The organism is Pontimicrobium sp. SW4 (assembly GCF_039954625.1).
GTDB lineage: Bacteria > Bacteroidota > Bacteroidia > Flavobacteriales > Flavobacteriaceae > Pontimicrobium.
On sequence record NZ_CP157199.1, the window covers coordinates 1,353,051 to 1,372,215 of the forward strand.

The 19,165-nt window shown below is 32.3% G+C and carries 19 protein-coding genes; 14 read left to right on the forward strand and 5 right to left on the reverse strand.

Annotated elements, in window-relative coordinates:
- Positions 1–15: 15 nt before the first annotated feature.
- The 9 genes from ABGB03_RS06505 to hisIE all read left to right on the forward strand — a co-directional run bounded on the left by ABGB03_RS06505 (position 16) and on the right by hisIE (position 8,132).
- Positions 16–831, forward strand: coding sequence for a prohibitin family protein (locus ABGB03_RS06505; protein ID WP_347925854.1), 816 nt, complete (start codon positions 16–18; stop codon positions 829–831).
- Between the two features lie 246 nt (positions 832–1,077).
- Entirely contained in the window at positions 1,078–1,935 is an 858-nt protein-coding gene (gene hisG, locus ABGB03_RS06510) for an ATP phosphoribosyltransferase (RefSeq protein WP_347925855.1), read from the forward strand.
- 2 nt (positions 1,936–1,937) lie between these two features.
- Complete coding sequence (hisD, locus tag ABGB03_RS06515; protein ID WP_347925857.1) at positions 1,938–3,224, forward strand: histidinol dehydrogenase; 1,287 nt, start codon at positions 1,938–1,940, stop codon at positions 3,222–3,224.
- A complete protein-coding gene (hisC, locus tag ABGB03_RS06520; protein WP_347925859.1) occupies positions 3,221–4,258 on the forward strand; it encodes a histidinol-phosphate transaminase in 1,038 nt (345 codons plus the stop codon). Before hisD ends, hisC begins: the two co-directional genes overlap by 4 nt.
- The gene (hisB, locus tag ABGB03_RS06525; RefSeq protein WP_347925861.1) at positions 4,255–5,388 is read left to right on the forward strand and encodes a bifunctional histidinol-phosphatase/imidazoleglycerol-phosphate dehydratase HisB; all 1,134 of its coding nucleotides are present in this window, start codon (positions 4,255–4,257) and stop codon (positions 5,386–5,388) included. Before hisC ends, hisB begins: the two co-directional genes overlap by 4 nt.
- Positions 5,388–5,969, forward strand: a complete 582-nt coding sequence (hisH, locus tag ABGB03_RS06530; protein WP_347925862.1) for an imidazole glycerol phosphate synthase subunit HisH — start codon at positions 5,388–5,390, stop codon at positions 5,967–5,969. Before hisB ends, hisH begins: the two co-directional genes overlap by 1 nt.
- A 1-nt stretch (position 5,970) precedes the next feature.
- Entirely contained in the window at positions 5,971–6,708 is a 738-nt protein-coding gene (gene hisA / locus ABGB03_RS06535; RefSeq protein ID WP_347925863.1) for a 1-(5-phosphoribosyl)-5-[(5-phosphoribosylamino)methylideneamino]imidazole-4-carboxamide isomerase, read from the forward strand.
- Entirely contained in the window at positions 6,702–7,457 is a 756-nt protein-coding gene (gene hisF / locus ABGB03_RS06540; RefSeq protein WP_347925866.1) for an imidazole glycerol phosphate synthase subunit HisF, read from the forward strand. The genes hisA and hisF overlap by 7 nt, the downstream gene beginning before the upstream one ends.
- 81 nt (positions 7,458–7,538) lie before the next feature.
- Positions 7,539–8,132: a bifunctional phosphoribosyl-AMP cyclohydrolase/phosphoribosyl-ATP diphosphatase HisIE gene (gene hisIE / locus ABGB03_RS06545; protein ID WP_347925868.1), complete on the forward strand. Its 594-nt coding sequence runs from the start codon at positions 7,539–7,541 to the stop codon at positions 8,130–8,132.
- 8 nt (positions 8,133–8,140) lie between these two features.
- Here hisIE and ABGB03_RS06550 read toward each other — a convergent pair whose 3' ends face one another.
- Positions 8,141–8,953, reverse strand: a complete 813-nt coding sequence (locus ABGB03_RS06550; RefSeq protein WP_347925870.1) for a DUF1853 family protein — start codon at positions 8,951–8,953, stop codon at positions 8,141–8,143.
- Positions 8,954–9,026: 73 nt separating this feature from the next.
- Here ABGB03_RS06550 and ABGB03_RS06555 point away from each other — a divergent pair, with 73 nt between their 5' ends.
- Both ABGB03_RS06555 and ABGB03_RS06560 read left to right on the forward strand, forming a co-directional pair.
- A complete protein-coding gene (locus tag ABGB03_RS06555; protein ID WP_347925871.1) occupies positions 9,027–9,809 on the forward strand; it encodes a tRNA pseudouridine(38-40) synthase TruA in 783 nt (260 codons plus the stop codon).
- Positions 9,810–9,848: 39 nt separating this feature from the next.
- Positions 9,849–10,526, forward strand: a complete 678-nt coding sequence (locus ABGB03_RS06560; RefSeq protein ID WP_347925873.1) for a DUF2461 domain-containing protein — start codon at positions 9,849–9,851, stop codon at positions 10,524–10,526.
- On the opposite strand, the gene ABGB03_RS06565 is transcribed toward ABGB03_RS06560, so the two are convergent.
- From ABGB03_RS06565 to ABGB03_RS06580, 4 genes are all read right to left on the reverse strand, one after another.
- Positions 10,523–10,939, reverse strand: a complete 417-nt coding sequence (locus tag ABGB03_RS06565; protein ID WP_347925875.1) for a glyoxalase — start codon at positions 10,937–10,939, stop codon at positions 10,523–10,525. The genes ABGB03_RS06560 and ABGB03_RS06565 overlap by 4 nt on opposite strands.
- A gap of 140 nt (positions 10,940–11,079) precedes the next feature.
- On the reverse strand, positions 11,080–14,091 hold the full coding sequence (locus ABGB03_RS06570; protein ID WP_347925877.1) for a hypothetical protein: 3,012 nt from the start codon (positions 14,089–14,091) through the stop codon (positions 11,080–11,082).
- Between the two features lie 69 nt (positions 14,092–14,160).
- Complete coding sequence (locus ABGB03_RS06575; protein WP_347925879.1) at positions 14,161–14,934, reverse strand: outer membrane lipoprotein-sorting protein; 774 nt, start codon at positions 14,932–14,934, stop codon at positions 14,161–14,163.
- 265 nt (positions 14,935–15,199) lie between these two features.
- Positions 15,200–15,949, reverse strand: a complete 750-nt coding sequence (locus tag ABGB03_RS06580) for an outer membrane lipoprotein-sorting protein (protein WP_347925881.1) — start codon at positions 15,947–15,949, stop codon at positions 15,200–15,202.
- A gap of 84 nt (positions 15,950–16,033) precedes the next feature.
- Here ABGB03_RS06580 and ABGB03_RS06585 point away from each other — a divergent pair, with 84 nt between their 5' ends.
- The 3 genes from ABGB03_RS06585 to ABGB03_RS06595 all read left to right on the forward strand — a co-directional run bounded on the left by ABGB03_RS06585 (position 16,034) and on the right by ABGB03_RS06595 (position 19,159).
- Entirely contained in the window at positions 16,034–16,927 is an 894-nt protein-coding gene (locus ABGB03_RS06585; protein ID WP_347925883.1) for a DUF72 domain-containing protein, read from the forward strand.
- A gap of 151 nt (positions 16,928–17,078) precedes the next feature.
- Complete coding sequence (gene ftcD / locus ABGB03_RS06590) at positions 17,079–18,773, forward strand: glutamate formimidoyltransferase (protein ID WP_347925885.1); 1,695 nt, start codon at positions 17,079–17,081, stop codon at positions 18,771–18,773.
- Positions 18,773–19,159, forward strand: coding sequence for a hotdog domain-containing protein (locus tag ABGB03_RS06595; RefSeq protein WP_347925886.1), 387 nt, complete (start codon positions 18,773–18,775; stop codon positions 19,157–19,159). The genes ftcD and ABGB03_RS06595 overlap by 1 nt, the downstream gene beginning before the upstream one ends.
- Positions 19,160–19,165: the final 6 nt, after the last annotated feature.

Genomic DNA, 19,165 nt, shown 5'->3' on the forward strand with positions numbered 1-19,165 from the left:
TAACAATAAAATAAAATGGAAAAATTACCAAAGATTGGTTTGCCAATCATTATCGGACTTATTGTCCTTATCATCTTTCTTGCAAAATCAGCTGTAACTATAGATTCTGGTGAAGCTGGAGTCTTGTTTAAGACCTTTGGAGAAGGTGTTGTTGTAGATGAGCCACCAATGGGCGAAGGATTTCATATTGTAGCACCTTGGAATAAAGTATTTGTTTATGAAGTTCGTCAACAAGAACTATTTGAAAAAATGAAAGTGCTTTCTTCAAACGGATTAGAAATACAAATTGATGCCTCAGCGTGGTATGAACCTGTTTACAATGACTTAGGAAATTTGCATCAATCTCTTGGCCAAGGTTATTTACAACGAGTTATACAGCCAGCAATTCGTAGTGCTGCACGTAGTGTTGTTGGTCGTTATACTCCAGAACAACTATATTCTAGCAAGCGTGATGCAATTCAAGATGAAATTTATGAAGAAACTAAGAAAATTCTTGAAAAACAATATGTTCAATTAAATGAAGTATTAGTTAGAGACGTGACTTTACCAAATACGATTAAAGATGCCATCGAGCGTAAATTAAAGCAAGAACAAGAATCTTTAGAGTATGAATTTAGATTAGTTACTGCTGCAAAAGAAGCTGAGAAAGTAATTATTGAAGCTCAAGGTAAGGCAGATGCAAACCGAATTTTAAGTGCATCATTAACTGATAAAATCCTTCAAGACAAAGGTATTGAAGCTACTATTAAGTTAGCAGAATCACCAAATAGTAAGGTAATTGTTATTGGCTCTGGAGATAGTGGAATGCCAATAATTTTAGGGAATAATTAAGCCTAATTTAAATTTTACAATGATAAACTTGGAATTCTAATTTTTTATTCTGAATCTTTGTAAAGATAAAAAAACAAAATGAATTTTATTCAATTACATCATCATCATTTTCATATCTCCACTCAAGCGAGCTGAAAATGCATTGAATAAAACCAAGATATTTTTAAAACCGTTTGAGTAAATCAAGCGGTTTTTGTTTTATTACACTTTCCTAAAAGATTTACTCAAACACATAGAAAACAAAAAATGAGTAAATTAAAAATTGCAGTACAAAAATCAGGAAGACTTAACGAAGACTCTATGAGGCTTCTAAAGGATATAGGAATATCTATTGATAATGGTAAAGATCAATTAAAAGCTTCGGCACAAAATTTCCCTTTGGAAGTCTTTTATTTGCGCAATGGTGATATACCTCAGTATTTAAGAGATGGTGTAGTAGATGTAGCGATAATTGGTGAAAACGTACTAATCGAAAAAGGGAATGACATTGAGTATGTAGAAAAACTTGGGTTTTCAAAATGCCGTGTAAGTGTTGCTATTCCTAAGAGTGCAAATTATAAGGGCATTCAGGATTTAGGAGGAAAACAAATAGCAACCTCATATCCAAATACAGTAAATCAATTTTTAAAAAAGAATAGTATTAATGCTGGATTACACATCATTAATGGATCTGTTGAAATAGCACCAAGTATTGGTCTTGCAGATGCTATTGTAGACATTGTATCGAGTGGAAGTACGCTATTTAAAAATAATTTAAAAGAGGAAGAAGTTATTCTTAAATCTGAAGCAGTCTTAGCTGTTTCCCCTAAAATTTCTGATGAAAACAAAAAGATTTTAAATAAAATTCAATTCAGAATTCAAGCTGTTTTAAAAGGGAGAGATTCTAAGTATGTACTATTAAATGCACCAAATGATAAACTCCAAGATATTATAAAGATGCTTCCCGGAATGAAAAGCCCAACAGTGTTACCACTTGCTGAAGAAGGTTGGAGTTCCGTTCACACAGTAATAAACAAAAATCAATTCTGGGAAATTATTGATGAGTTAAAGTTAAAAGGTGCTCAAGGCATTTTAGTTTGTCCAATCGAAAAAATGGTAATATAGTTATGACGGTAATAGAAAATCCAAAAAGAAATACGTGGTCTTCAGTGCTTCAAAGACCAACGCAAACAGTGGAAGATATTGAGGCAACTGTTACTCAGATATTTCAAGACGTGCAACAACATGGTGATTTTGCAATATCAAAGTATACATCCATTTTTGATGGTGTTGAATTAGATGATTTTATAGTTTCTGAAGATGAAATTATTAAAGCTTCAAATCAAATTTCAAATAAATTAAAGAATGCAATTCAAAAAGCTAAAAAAAACATTGAAACATTTCATAGAGTACAAAAAACTTCAAAAGTAGAAGTTGAAACAACAAAAGGAGTCCTATGCTGGCAAGAAAAAAAGCCGATTGAGAAAATAGGATTGTACATTCCTGGAGGAACAGCACCTTTATTTTCAACAGTGTTAATGCTAGTAGTTCCTGCAAAAATTGCAGGGTGCAAAGAAATTGTATTATGTTCACCACCTAACAAAGAGGGAAAAATCGCGAATGAGATTTTATATGCCGCAGAATTATGTGGTTGTACAAAAATCATTAAAGTCGGTGGTATTCAAGCTATTGCTGGATTAACCTTTGGAACAGAAACCATCCCTAAAGTGTATAAAATTTTCGGACCAGGAAATCAGTTTGTAACGGTAGCAAAACAACTGTCAACTAAGTACGGAATAGCTATTGATATGCCTGCAGGACCAAGTGAATTATTAGTTGTTGCGGATGATTCAGCTAATGCATCTTATGTCGCTTCAGATTTATTAAGTCAAGCAGAGCATGGAACAGATAGTCAGGTGATTTTAGTGTCAACGTCAAAAGATTTGATAAAAGATGTTGAACTTGAAGTTTATAGCCAATTAGCTAAGCTTCCAAGAAGGGATATTGCGAAAAAAGCCATTGAGAATTCAAAACTAATTTATGTTGAAAATGATACAATAGCTATAGATTTAATAAATGAATATGGTCCAGAACATTTCATTATTTGCTCTAAAAATCAAGATTTATTTATAAATGGTATTAACAATGCAGGGTCTGTGTTTATAGGTAATTATACACCAGAAAGTGCTGGCGATTATGCTTCAGGAACAAATCATACTTTGCCTACAAACGGATTCTCAAAAGCGTATTCAGGAGTAAATTTGGATAGTTTCACAAAGAGTATCACATTTCAAAAAATTTCTAAAGAAGGATTATTAAATATTGGAGAGACTATTGAGTTAATGGCTGAAGCTGAAGGCTTACAAGCTCATAAAAATGCAGTATCAATTAGGTTAAAAGATTTGAAACCATGAACATTCAAGATTTAATAAGAGATAATGTTAAAGCATTGCAACCATACTCATCTGCACGCGATGAGTATAAAAATGCTACAGAGGACATGGTTTTCTTGGATGCCAACGAAAACCCATTTAGCAATGGTGTCAACCGTTATCCAGACCCTCAACAAAATAGTGTAAAGGATATTTTAGCACAACAAATGGGAATAGAAAAAGAACAAATTTTATTAGGTAATGGTAGCGATGAAGTTTTAGATCTAATTTTTCGAGCGTTTTGCAATCCTAATGTAGATAATATTATCACTTTGCCACCAACGTATGGCATGTATGAAGTTTTAGCAAATATCAATGCCATTAAAGTTGTTAAAGTTGATTTATCTGAATCATTTCAACCGAAAGTTAATGACATTTTAGAATCAACAAATTCATCAACAAAGATTCTATTTTTATGCTCTCCTAATAATCCAACAGGAAATAGCTTTACAACTGAAGAGGTTGAAAAACTGTTAACATCGTTCAAGGGAATTGTGGTAATAGATGAAGCGTATATAGACTTTTCCAAACAAAAAAGTTGGCTTCACAGATTAGAAGAGTTTCCTAACTTAATAGTTACCCAAACACTATCGAAAGCTTATGGAATGGCAGGGATTAGACTTGGTATTTGCTATGCATCAAAAGAAATTATTACAGTATTAAATAAGATAAAGCCACCATATAATGTTAATGAACTTACACAACAAAAAGCATTAGAGCGAATATCTAATCCAAAGGAAGTTTCACGTGAAATTCAAAAGATTATAAAGCAACGAGAATGGCTTAATTCAAAATTAAAAGAAATATCATTTGTAGAAACTATTTATCCATCTGAAGCTAACTTCATTTTGGTAAAAGTAGACGAAGCAAACAAAAGGTATTCTGAATTAATTGAAAGAGGAATTGTTATAAGAAATAGAACCAATCAAACAGGATGCAATAATTGTTTGCGTTTTACAGTAGGTTCGCAAATTGAAAATATAAAACTAATTACTGCACTTAAAACATTACAATGAAACGCGTATTATTTATAGATAGAGACGGAACTTTAATAAAAGAGCCAGCTGATGAACAAATTGATGCTTTTGATAAACTTATTTTTTATCCTAAAGTGTTTCAATACATGAACAAAATTTGCAAAGAATTGGATTTTGAAATTGTTATGATTACCAATCAAGATGGATTAGGAACAGAGGTTTATCCAGAAAACACCTTTTGGCCAGTTCACGATTTTGTAATGCAATCATTTAAAAATGAAGGTGTTGCTTTTGAAGAACAATTTATTGACAAAACGTTCGCTAAAGATAATGCACCAACACGAAAGCCTAATACAGGTTTATTGACAAAATATTTTTCCAAGGATTACGATTTAGAAAATTCATTTGTCATTGGAGATCGTTTAACTGATGTTGAATTAGCAAAAAACCTTAATGCAAAAGGTATTTATATTAATGACAACACCAATTTAGGTACAGAAGAAATTACAGTGAAGCGTGAAGAATTGGATAGTTATATTGCTCTTGAAACCAATGATTGGGAGGAAATATACAAGTTTCTTAAAATTAAAGAACGAACAGGAAGTATTACTAGAAATACAAATGAAACCAAAATAGGTATCACTTTAAACCTTGATGGGACTGGAAAAAGTAATATTGATACAGGATTAGCTTTTTTTGACCATATGCTAGACCAAATTGCACGCCATGGTCAAATAGATTTAGATATAAAAGTTGACGGCGATTTAGAAGTTGATGAGCACCATACTATTGAAGATACTGCTATCGCTTTAGGGGAATTGTTTAATGAAGTTTTGGGAAATAAACTAGGGATAGAGCGTTATGGATTCTGTTTGCCAATGGATGATTGTTTAGCGCAAGTAGCTATTGATTTTGGAGGTAGAAATTGGTTAGTTTGGGAAGCTGATTTTAAACGTGAAATGATTGGAAAAATGCCAACCGAAATGTTTTTACATTTCTTTAAATCGTTTACTGACGGCGCAAAATGTAATTTAAACATAAAGGCAGAAGGCACCAACGAGCATCACAAGATTGAAGCAATTTTCAAGGCATTTGCTAAAGCTATTAAAATGGCTGTAAAACGCGATTTAGAAAAAATGATTTTACCATCAACAAAAGGGATGTTATAATGAGTATTGTAATTATAGATTATGGAGCAGGAAACATCAAAAGCATTCAATTTGCTTTTAATCGCTTAGGTTACAATGCTATTTTGTCAAGTGATGCAGCTATTATTAAAACAGCAGACAAAGTCATTTTCCCAGGAGTTGGTGAAGCTAGTAACGCAATGTCTAAGCTAAAAGAAACAGGATTAAATAAAGTCATTCCACTGCTTAAGCAACCAGTTTTAGGCATTTGTTTAGGCATGCAATTAATGTGCAATCATTCCGAAGAAAATGATACCAAAGGATTGGGTATTTTTAATGTGGATGTTAGAAAGTTTACTAATACTGTTAAAGTACCCCAAATGGGATGGAATACTATTTCAAATTTGAAATCAGATTTATTTGAAGGTATTAATGAAGGTGAGTATATGTATTTGGTGCATAGTTACTATGTTGAACAATGTAAAGAAGCTATAGCAACTACTAATTATGAAATTGATTATGCTTCAGCATTACAACATGAAAACTTCTATGGTGTACAATTTCACCCTGAGAAGAGTAGTGTGATTGGCGAGCGAATTTTAAAGAATTTTTTAAACTTATAATATGCGAATAATTCCAGCAATAGATATCATAGAAGGAAAATGTGTTAGGCTCACCAAAGGTGATTATAATACTAAAAAAGTGTACAATGAAAATCCAGTAGAAGTTGCAAAGATGTTTGAAAATTCAGGGATTGAATTTCTGCATGTAGTTGACTTAGATGGTGCAAAAGCAAGTCATATAGTTAATCACAAGGTGTTAGAACAAATTGCAACTAAAACTAACTTAAAAATTGATTTTGGAGGAGGGTTAAAATCTAATGAGGATTTAAAAATTGCTTTTGAATCTGGTGCAAATCAAATAACAGGAGGAAGTATTGCAGTTAAAAATCCAGATATGTTTGAATCATGGATTAGTACATATAATTCAGAAAAAATTATCCTAGGAGCAGATTGCAACAACGAAAAAATTGCAGTTTCAGGTTGGCAAGAAGAAAGTGATTTAGAAGTTATTCCATTTATAAAAAAATATCAATCTAAAGGTATTAAGTATGTAATCTGTACAGATATTTCTAAAGATGGTATGCTAGAAGGACCTTCATTCGATTTATACAATCGTATTTTATCACAAACGGATGATACTTTAAAACTTATAGCATCAGGCGGAATTTCATCTTTTTATGAATTACCTAAGCTTGTAGAATTAGGTTGTGAAGGCGTCATTATTGGTAAAGCGATTTATGAAAATAGAATTAGTTTAAAACAGTTAGAACAATTCATATTAAACAACCAAATATGCTAGCAAAACGAATTATACCATGCTTAGACATTAAAAACGGAAGAACCGTTAAAGGTGTTAACTTTGTTGACCTCGTTGATGCTGGCGATCCAGTTGAACTCGCAAAACAATATGCTATTGCTGGAGCAGATGAGTTGGTGTTTTTAGATATTTCAGCAACTTTAGAAGGTAGAGCAACAACTTTAGACATGGTTTTACATGTAGCAGAACACGTAAATATTCCGTTTACAGTTGGAGGAGGAATTTCATCTATTGAAGATGTGGATGCGCTTTTAAAACATGGTGCAGACAAAATATCCATAAACTCTTCAGCTGTTAAACGACCAAAATTAATTAATGAGTTATCAAACAAATTTGGAAGTCAATGTATTGTGGTTGCTATTGATGCTAAGCTAATTAATAATGAATGGTTTGTTCATTTAGCTGGTGGAACAATTCCAACAGAGATAAAGTTGTTTGATTGGGCAAAAGAGGTAGAAAAACGTGGAGCAGGAGAAATACTGTTTACATCAATGAATCACGATGGTACAAAAAATGGATTTGCTAATGAAGCATTATCAAAATTATCATCTTTAGTAAACATACCAATTATAGCTTCTGGAGGAGCAGGAACAAAGCAACATTTTGTAGATACCTTTGTTGAAGGAAAATCAGATGCAGCTTTAGCAGCTAGCGTGTTTCACTTTGGTGAAATTTCTATTAAAGAATTAAAAGAAGAATTAAGAAATAATAATATAGAAGTAAGATTATAGTTGTCATTCCTGCGAAGGCAGGAATCCACTATAACAATATTAAATAAATAGATTCCTGCCTTCGCAGGAATGACAAATGATATGAATATAAAATACAACTCAGAAGGACTAGTTCCAGCAATCGTTCAAGATGCAGAAACCAAGACTGTATTAATGTTAGGGTATATGAATACTGAAGCATTATCGCAAACTTTAAAAACAAAAAAAGTAACTTTTTATAGTCGGAGCAAGCAACGTCTTTGGATGAAAGGAGAAGAGAGCGGTAATGTTTTAAATCTTGTAGATATAAAAAATGATTGCGATAACGACACACTTTTAGTAAAAGTAAATCCGCAAGGACCAACGTGTCACAAAGGCACAGATACATGTTGGAAAGAGAGTAATATTCAAAAGTTCGGATTCATATCTAAGCTTGAAAATATTATTACAGACAGAAAAGAAAACGCAACTGAAGATAATAGTTATGTGGCATCGTTATTTACAAAAGGTATTAACAAAATTGCCCAAAAAGTAGGAGAGGAGGCGGTTGAAGTCGTTATTGAAGCCAAAGACAGTAATGATAATTTGTTTTTAAATGAAAGTGCTGATTTACTGTTTCACTATTTAATACTCTTACAAGCCAAAGGATTTAAGCTTAATGATGTTGTAGAAGAACTAAAAGGACGCGAAAAATAACTCTAGATTTACCACCATACAAAAAATAGTTTTTCTATGTCACCCGAAGGATGTTTTACCCAAACCATAGGTGAAAATTCACGTATAAAATAGATGTTTATTTCATGCTCAAAAACATTAAAGTTAACCCAGTTTACATTTGGGTGTGGTACTATTAGCCAATCTTTTTTTGTTGGTATGTAAAATTTGTAAGTTGTAAACTGCTCTATTTCGTATTTATAGATGTAAAAACCGCTAATACATTCTTGATTTAAAGTTTCCAGTTGCATTTCTTTTTTTGAGTATGGAACAAATAATTGAGCTTTAAAATATACTTGTTGTTCAATTTCTAATGCATTTAAATCAAGGGTTTTTAAATAGGATTGGCATTCCTTAGAGTAGAGCAGTGGTAACTGTTTTTGCCTCAATTTGTTTAGTTTTTCTACTAAAGTATCTTTTCTATTTGGCCCTATAAAATGTTCTATTTCAGTATTACCAACTGAAACATCGTACAAATAAAACTTATAAATAACCTCTAAATGTAATGGCTTTTTATCTTTAACAAGTAGGCAATCTATTTCGCCTAATGTTACATTATCTCTTTTAATTTGTATGTTTTCTGCAAGCAAATGTGTAGTTTTTTCTTGCTGTAATTGAAAAGAAACAAAGCGCTCAATATATTTCCCTAGACGCAATTTCGTGTCAATTTGTGAATTTATTTGTAGAGACTTTTGGGGAATACTAAACTGATGCAAATTATAAATAGCACTATTCTCCCACAAACTAGGTGTCTGTAAAAAACCATCAAAATGCTGTTGTATTTGTTTTGTAGTTAGTGTCATTGTTAATTCGAAAATACAAATCTATTTCCTAATTCTTTTGTACATTGAATTTTTTAAAAAACAGTTTTTTCGAATGTTTATTAATAAGTATTTCTATCTCATAAAATTCCAGTATTTAGGCTACCGATTTCATGGTTGGCAAAAACAACCTAAGGTTAAAACTATTCATTTAATGATTGATAGAACGTTTAAGTACATTCTTGAAGATAAATATTTTAAAACCTTAGCTGCGGGACGTACCGATGCTATGGTGTCGGCCAACGAAGCTGCTTTTGAATTGTTTTTGCATCATAAAATTGATGATGAAATCGAGTTTCTTAAACTGTTCAATTATAATTTACCTCAAGACATACGTGCTTTGTCAATAACAGAGGTCGATGAAGATTTTAATATTATTCAAAGCTCAAAAACAAAGGAGTATATATATTTATTCACTTATGGTGAAAAAGGCCATCCATTTTGTGCTTCCATAATGACAACCATTTTAGATGACTTAGATATTGAACTTATGAAAAAAGGTGCGACTTTATTTCAAGGTAAGCACAACTTTAAAACCTATTGCTATAAGGCTACAAATGAAGGTGTATATAATAGAACTCTAAATATATGTGAGCTTACAGAAAACACGTTATATACTGCTAGTTTTTTTCCTAAAAACACATATACTTTAAGAGTTGTTGGTAAAGGTTTTGGAAGAAATCAAATACGATTAATGATGGGAGCACTAATCAAGTTAGGTCGTGGGGAAATAACATTGGATTATATTCGAGAAAGTTTGCAACCCAATAGTACTGAAGTGATGGATTATATTGCTCCAGCTTCTGGATTAATTCTTAACAGAATAGAATTTGAATAGTGTTTGGCTTTTTTGTAATTTCAACAAAAACTAAATAGCATGAACGAAACAATACCAAGAGAAGTATTTGATTTTTTTAAACGTTTAGATAAAAATAATAATCGTGATTGGTTTAATGAGAATAAACCAGAATTCAAAGAATTGGAAAAAGAAGTTAAACAGTTTTATAATCAATTATTTGAACGTATAAATACTCATGACGAGGTTGATAAATTAAAAATATTTAGAATTTATCGAGACGTACGTTTTTCAAAAGACAAAACACCCTATAAAACGCATTTTGGAGGAAGTGTTCATCGTAAAAAACCAGAACTAAGAGGTGGTTACTATTTACATATTGAGCCTAACAACGAAAGCTTTATTGCAACGGGTTTTTGGGAGCCACATAAAGATGATTTATTTCGAATTAGAAAAGAGTTTGAAATGGATGCTTCAGAAATGAGAAAAATAATGAGTAATAAGAAGTTCAAATCTGTTTGGGGAGATTTAGTTGGCGATGAATTGAAAACGGCACCTAAAGGATTTGATAAGGAACATGAAAACATCGACCTTATTAAAAAGAAAATGTACATTTTTACACGAAAATTTACTGATAAAGAGGTAACATCAAAAGATTTTCTGGATACCGTTGATGACTCGTTTAAAGCCATAAGACCGTTTTTTAATTATATGAGTGATGTACTCACAACCAATCTTAATGGTGAGTCATTGATTTAAACAGCGGTTAGTGTTGTAGTATCTGAGATTACCTGAACGTTATCAATTAAACGTTCTTTAACAATGTTCATCATTCGTTTATTCAAAGCTGATGAATTTTTAATATATAATTTGTATTCTTCAACCGTAAATAAGCCTATAATCATCCCTTTAAGGCTATTTCTAAATTTCATGTCTTTATGAATGGCATTGCCAATATAATCTATGCGTTTGTCTACAGATAAGTCATAAAATACATTTTTATGCTTGGCTACATAGTTTTTAAAAACTTCAACAAATAAACTATTTTGAAGTTGAATAATTGGACGCAATACTAGGTTTTGAAAGCGCTCGTCGGTAGACATCCCATCATTGATTGTAGTTGTCATAAAATCAGGGCGAATACGTTTTAGGTCAAGGTCTCTATCAATCATAAGGCAAATATTTTTATTAAAAATATAGAATCTTTGCAGCACAATAAATCCATACGCTTATTATTGTTAACCATGTTATTAACATAAAAAAGCCAATTTATAATAAATCGGCTTGTAAAGGTTGAATTAAATGATAAATTCTATTCTTGAAGAAATTCTTGAAATGTCTTAAATTTAATATTTTTAGCTTTCTTTTCCAGTTTTGCTAAATCTGATTTTGCTTTATTGAAACGAGTTTCAATAATTTTTAAATTTTCTAATTCGTTATTAGATGGTTTATCATAACTAGTTGCAATTTTACTGTATAAGTTAGCCATTTTTTCACGTAACTCAGGTTCTGCTGTACCAACATAATTATCCCCAGTGGTCACAACCATTGTTTTCTTTAAACTATTTAAGGATGATTTTACTTTACTCTTTACTGAAGCGGATTCTAGCATAGTATCTAATTTATAAACCAAATATGCCAACTCTTGAGTCATATCATATAGCTTCATTGTTGTGTCATGCTTTAACTTTCGATCAATATTAGATAATCCAGTTCTTTTATCATAAATAATTTCAAAGGTATGTTCAAAGGTTTCTTTGCCTTTAGTAATTACTGCCATATACTTGCCAGCTGGAACTCTAGGTGAGGTAAAGCCACCAAAACTAAAAGTTTTACCCTTTGCAATTTTTGGATTTTTAATATTTCCTGGCCAATTTACAATATTAATTCCTTTAGATTTTCCAGGTGTTAATGTAGAAATTACATTTCCGTCCATGTCCTTTATTTCCATAATCATCTTCCCAAACGTATGTCGTTTTGGAAGTAAATATTTAATCTTTGGAGATGTAGATGCATTTTGACCTACAAATTGTGTTTCAGCACCAAAGCTTCCTGCAAATCCACTTTCATCAGATAGAACCGCAGGTTCACTATTAAAGAAGTGAATTTTTTTTGATAAGATTTTTGAGGTAATTTCTCGCAGTGGCGAAATATCATCAATAATAATGACACCACGACCATGAGTTCCCATAACAATATCATTAGTTCTTTTTTGCAAGTCAATAAAATGAACAGCAACTGAAGGCATATTTTTTGTAAACTTGCTCCATGACTTTCCACTATCTACAGTGATATATAATCCAAACTCTGTTCCTAAAAAGAGTAAGTTTTCATTTATATAATCTTCCTGAATGTTTCTAGTGGTTCCAACAACGTCATCCGAAATAATGTTAGTCCAAGTTTTTCCGAAATCCGTTGTTTTATATGTATAAGGATTCATATCACCCATTGTGTGCCCATCAAAAACTGCATAAGCAGTCCCTTTTCCATGAACACTTGCTTCAATATGATAAGTCCACGTGTTTTTTGGCAAACCTTGAATATTTTCAATTGTATTTGTCCAAGTCTTTCCACCATCTTGAGTCACTTGTACATTACCATCATCTGTTCCAACCCAAATAACATTTTCATCTAAAGGAGATTCAGCAATGGTGAAAATGGTTGTATGATTTTCGGCTCCTGAATTATCCATAGATAAACCACCAGAATCTGCCTGTTGTTGTTTTGTAGGATCGTTAGTAGTTAAATCGGGAGAGATAATTGTCCAAGTATCTCCCATATCTTCAGATTTATGTAAGAACTGGCTTCCCATGTAAAAACGATTTGGTTGATGTGCACTTATTGCCATTGGTGCATTCCAATTATACCTGAGTTTTGCATGACCTTCTTGTGCCAATGGCTGAATAGTTTTAACCAATTTTCTATCAACATCATAACGCCAAACATTTTCAGCACCTTGCATTTCAGAATAAATAATATTTTTGGTTGGATGTTTTAGCACCCTAAAGCCATCACCACCACCAATAGAATTCCAATCTCCTGCATTTATACCTCCGCTAGAAGAGGAAGGACCATACCAAGAACCATTGTCTTGAAGACCCCCATAAACATTGTAAGGCTCTGCATCATCAACACTAACTTGATAGAATTGAGATAATGGCAAATTTTCAACAATTTCCATAGTGGTTCCACCATTCCATGAACGATACACACCACCATCAGTTCCTGCATAGATTCTATCAGAATCGTTAATGTCAAAAATAATATCGTGAATATCACTATGCATATTACCTAATGACTTAAATGTTTTTCCACCATCTCTAGAAATAGAACCCGTTAAACCACCTTTAACAACTACATCAGGATTTCTTGGGTCAACAGTTATTCGTGAAAAATAGAAAGGCCTTACTGTAATACCAAAATCATTATTAAGTTGTTTCCAGCTTTCTCCAGCGTCATCACTTCTATATAATCCTTTACGCTCTGGTTGTTCTGCCTCAATAACTGTATAAAGAATATTAGAATTAGAAGGTGCAACAGCAATAGCTAAACGACCCAGTTGTCCTTTAGGGAAACCGTTATGAATTTTATTCCAAGTTTTACCAGCATCTGTGGATTTATATAAAGCACTGTTTTCCCCTCCTGATTCAAATGACCATCCTGTTCGTCTAAATTCCCACATAGAAACATAAAGCGTTGATGAATTATTAGGATCTATGGTCATGTCTGCTGCTCCAGTTTTTTCATTTACATAAAGAATTTTCTCCCAAGTCTCTCCAGCATCTAATGATTTATAAACACCTCGTTCATCACTATCTGACCACAAAGCACCTAATACGGCAACATAAACTTCATTTGAGTTTTTTGGGTTAACTATAATGTTAGCAATACGCTCTGATTTTTCAAAACCAAGTTTCTTCCAATTGGTTCCACCATCAGTAGATTTGTACAATCCATCTCCATAGGATACACTATTTCGTGTCCAAGTCTCTCCAGTTCCCACATAAACAACATTATCTGGATTATTTGGGTCAACTGCAACAGCTCCTATAGATTGACAATAGTCATCAAAAATGGGGTTGAAGGTTGTTCCGGCATCATTTGATTTCCAAACACCACCACCTGCGGTTCCTGCATAAATAATTCTAGGATTTGTTGGATGTGCTTCCATATCATTAATTCGTCCACTCATAAGAGCAGGACCAATATGTCGTGCACGTAAATCACCGAATAAATCTTTGATATCAATAGAGCTGTCTTCTTGAGCTTGCAGTTGCCAAGACATTAATGCAACACCCAAAACAAGGATTAATAGTTTTTTCATGTGTTAATATTTATTGTAGTTATATAAATAAAAAACCTCAATAGAAACTATTGAGGTTTTTAATAAATTTTAGTTTTTCTTATCTTCAGTTACAGCTTCTTCTGGAAACTTGAAAGCATCATCATCAATTGTTGGGTTTAACTCGATTTTATCAATAGTTATTCCCTGTCCAGCTTGGTCTTTAATCCCTTGGGTTAATGAAAAAGGGAAATATAAACCATCTACTTCTTGATAGTCACTCATTTTAATTTCTGAAATCATTCCTTTTTGAGGACCCATTCTTACTTCGGTATGCACAACCAGAGGGACAAAGTTTTCAGCGTCAAAATAATATATACTCGAATTTTCTTCTTCTTTCCCTTCAACTATCAATGGTTTCTTTGTTAACTTCAATTTAAATGTTTCAGTACCATCTAAATTTTCTTTACCTAATAATTCTAATGTATAACCTTTTTCTTTATAGTTTAAAAATGCATCAGGAAAGTCCATAGCTTGAATTTTCATATTATCTGTGGTCTCTTTATCACTTTTTTCAGCTTTTTGAGTCATGAAATTATCACTCCATAATACTTCGCCATCAAATACTCCCTGCTTAATTTCTTTGCCTTGAAAGTTAATAACTGTCATTTGTTTCCCACTTTTAAGTTGAGTAATAGCCAAAGGAATTTCCATTCCGCCTTGATTTACCTTTGCACTCATAGTTATACCTTCTAATTTTTTCCAATTTTCTAGTCCACCTGTGTTTTCGTAGTAACTTGCTATAATTTCGTCTGCAGTTTGTGCACTTACTTGTGAAAAAGTAATTACTAATAAAGCAACCAATAATAATTTAATAGTTTTCATGTGTCTTTGTTTAATTTTTTTAATTGTCACATATTGAACTCATATAAAAGCACAAAAAATAAAAAGCTTTTTAAATATGAATGATAAATGTTTTAATTTTATTGTTATATGTTTTTGATTTTCAACATCACTTCCAAAATTCAAGTGGAAGCATCTATTGATAAGAAAATATAATTCTTAGTTGTTGGTATTCAAATTTACTAAAATGTTACAGTTTCATTCTCGTTTTTTATAACAAAAAAACAAGTGTTTTTGATATTGAACTTTATTCTTTTGGCATTTTAAATATGCTATCATCAACTTCACCATTAAATGAAACTGATTTAAAAATCATTTCTAAGCCAACTTGTCCACTAAACTTGTCAATTCTAGTAAATGGCAAATATAGTCCATCTACTTCTTGATAGTCACTAAATATTGATTGAGCAGTTGTTCCTTTTGCTGGGCCAGACATTACTTTGTATTCCATTGCTATAGGTACGGAGTTGTCAATATCAAAAAAATAATACTCAACATTATCTTCTTTCTTTCCATCGGACATTTGAGGAGTTTTTGTTAATTTAATTTTATAACATTCGGTACCTTCCCAACTTTCTTTTCCAAGGAGCTCAATAGCATACCCTTTCTCTTTATAATCCATAAAGGCATCAGGTAAGTTGTCCTTTGCATTTATTTTATAATTATACGATTCTTCAGAATCCCAAGCTTCTGCTTTTTGAGTTTGAAAATTCATTGCCCACGCTGTTTCTCCATCAAAAGCTTCTACGATAAATGATTGACCCTGAATATCTACGTTAATTACACCTCTACCATCCTTTAAGTATGTTGCAACAAAAGGATAGTCAACACCTTGCTGTTTGCCAATACCTTTTACTTCCATAGAGTTAATTTTTGACCAAGCATCATTCCCTCCTATATTTTCTATGTAAGTGTCTACAATTTCTTGTGCAGTTTGCGTATATGCAAAGGGAGTAATACAAAAGGTAAGCATTACAAATAGTTTTAAAGTTTTCATTTTTATAGTTTTAAGATTGATTTTTATTTGACTCACAATTTACAAAATTGTTACATTAGTAGTATCTTTTAAAAATATAGAACTATGAAATTTGGAAGTGTAGATAACCCAGAGATTATTGACTTTACTTTACCTCCAGACCATCCTGATACTAAGCGAGTATTAAATAAGCACAAGAAAGATTCTAACTTTAGTTTATTTGTAGGATGTGCTAAATGGAATAAAGCAGATTTAAAAGGGTTTTATCCAAGAGGCACCAAAGACGAATTGGAGTATTATTCTACCCAGTTTAATTCCATAGAACTTAATGCAACATTTTATAGAATATTTCCTGCTGATACATTTTCAAAATGGTACGATAAAACACCAGAAGGGTTTAAGTTTTTTCCAAAATTAAACCAAGAAATTAGTCATTGGAAACGATTAAACGATGAAGTAAAGCCAGTAGTTGAAAATTATTTATATAACGCCTCCAACCTAAAGGAAAAATTAGGCACTATCTTTTTACAAATGCACACAAATTTTGCGCCAAAAGAGTTTGAACGTGTTATTAATTTTGCAGAAAGTTGGCCAAAAGAAGTTCCTTTAGCTATAGAGTTTAGACATACCAATTGGTATAATGATAAAGCAGTTGCTGAAGACTTATATCAACTTTTGGAAGAAAACAATATATCCAATATCATAGTAGATACAGCTGGACGACGTGATTTAATGCACATGCGCTTAACAAATAATAATGCATTTATAAGATATGTTGGTGCCAACCACCAAAGTGATTATAACAGATTAAATGATTGGGTAGAACGCATTGCTATTTGGAAAAATGAAGGCATTGGAGAAGTAGACTTTTTTGTACATCAAAATATTGAAAAAGCTTCACCTTTATTGTCTGCCCATTTTATTAAAAATGCTAATAAAACGTTAGGCACAAATCTTACCATTCCATTAATGGAAAAAAATACAGATACCTTATTTTAAATTAATAATTTGGAATATTTAGCTTTAAAATAGCATCACATTTTGCAATGTCAATGTTATTTAATCTTTTCTCATCATTTTATAAAACTAAGTGAGTAAAAACTAATCGAATTATTATCTTTGAAATAAAATAATTACCATTCTATTTACTATGCAAAAACAACTCATTGAATGCGTACCAAATATTAGTGAAGGACGCGATTTAGATAAAATACATGCTATTGCTAATATTGTTGAAACTGTTGAAGGTGTTAAACTTTTAGATGTAGATCCTGGAGCTGCCACTAACCGAACAGTAATCACCTTTGTTGGTGAACCCGAGCAAGTTATTAAAGCTGCTTTTATTCTCATTAAAAAGGCATCAGAACTTATCGATATGAGTAAGCATAGTGGTGAGCATCCTCGTTTTGGAGCAACAGATGTGTGTCCTCTGGTACCAATTTCTGGAATTACTTTAGAGGAAACAGCTGCATATGCTCAAAAACTTGGAAAACGTGTAGGAGAGGAGTTAGATATTCCAGTGTATTTGTATGAAAAAGCTGCAAAAGAAGAAAAACGTGTCAATCTAGCAAATTGTAGAGCAGGTGAGTACGAGGGCTTACCAAAAAAATTATCGGATCCAAATTGGAAACCAGACTATGGACCAGCTGAATTTAACAAAAAAGTAGCTTCAACTGGAGCAACAGCAGTTTCGGCAAGAGATTTTTTAGTAGCTTATAATGTAAACCTCAATACAACATCAACACGTCGTGCTAATGCCATTGCTTTTGATATTCGTGAAGCTGGTCGTGTGAAGCGAGAAGGAAACCCTATAACTGGTAAAAAAGTATTGGATGCTAATGGAGAACCTGAACGTATTCCTGGAAAACTAAAAGCTGTAAAAGGAATTGGTTGGTTTATTGAAGAATATGGTATAGCTCAAATATCTTACAATCTTACTAATATAAGCATCACATCTATGCATAAAGCATTTGATGAAACTTGTAAGGTAGCTGAGGAAAGAGGCTTGCGTGTTACTGGGTCTGAACTTATTGGTTTAATTCCTTTAAAAGCTATGTTAGACGCTGGCGATTTCTTTTTGAAGAAGCAAGAACGATCTTTAGGTATTTCTGAAGCTGAAAAAATTAAAATAGCAGTAAAGTCTTTAGGATTGGATGATTTAAAACCTTTTAATCCTAATGAAAAAATTATTGAGTATGTTTTAAAGAGTAAAGATGAAAAGCAACTCATTGATCTTACTTTAACTGATTTTGCTGATGAAACTGCTGGAGAATCTATGGCTCCAGGAGGAGGTTCAATTTCTGCATATGTTGGAACACTAGGAGTGTCTTTAGGTACTATGGTTGCAAATTTATCTGCACACAAACCAGGTTGGGATGAACGCTGGGAAGAATTTTCAAAATGGGCAGAAAAAGGACAAACTTATAAAAATAAATTACTGGCTTTGGTTGATGAAGACACCAATGCATTTAATAAAATTATTGAAGGTTTTAGAATGCCTAAGGCAACTGATGAAGAAAAGAAGGCAAGAGCAGCAGCAGTAGAATCTGCAACTATTTATGCTACAGAAGTACCTCTACTCGTTATGGAAACAGCTTGTGATTCGATGGAAGTAATGATGGCAATGGCAAAAGGTGGTTTGCAAAATTCGCTATCTGATGCTGGAGTAGGAGCTTTGTGCGCAAGAACTGCGGTTTATGGCGCTTACTTCAATGTTCGTATTAATGCAAAAGATATTAAGAATAGAGAGACTGCTGAAAAATTACTAGCTAAAGCTAAAGCTATATTTGATAAGTCTATAGCAATGGAAAATGAAATGATTGCTTATATAAATGAAAAGATATAATGAGATTTCATACACGTAATTGGGTAAAACCACAGGATTTGAATCCAAATGGTACTTTATTTGGTGGACGTTTATTAGAATGGATTGATGAGGAATCTGCCTTATATACAGTTATTCAGCTTGAAAATCCAAAAATAGTTACTAAATATATTTCGGAAATCAATTTTATGAGCTCCGCCAAACAAGGAGATATTATAGAGTTAGGAATAGAGGTCACTAAATTTGGGAAAACTTCTATAACGCTTAAGTGTGAAGCTAGAAACAAAATGACCAGAGAAACCATTTTAACCGTTGATAATATTATCATGGTTAACCTTGATGAGCATGGTAAACCTACACCTCATGGTAAAACAAAAGTAGAGTTTGTAAAAGACAGATTAAAATAACTAAAT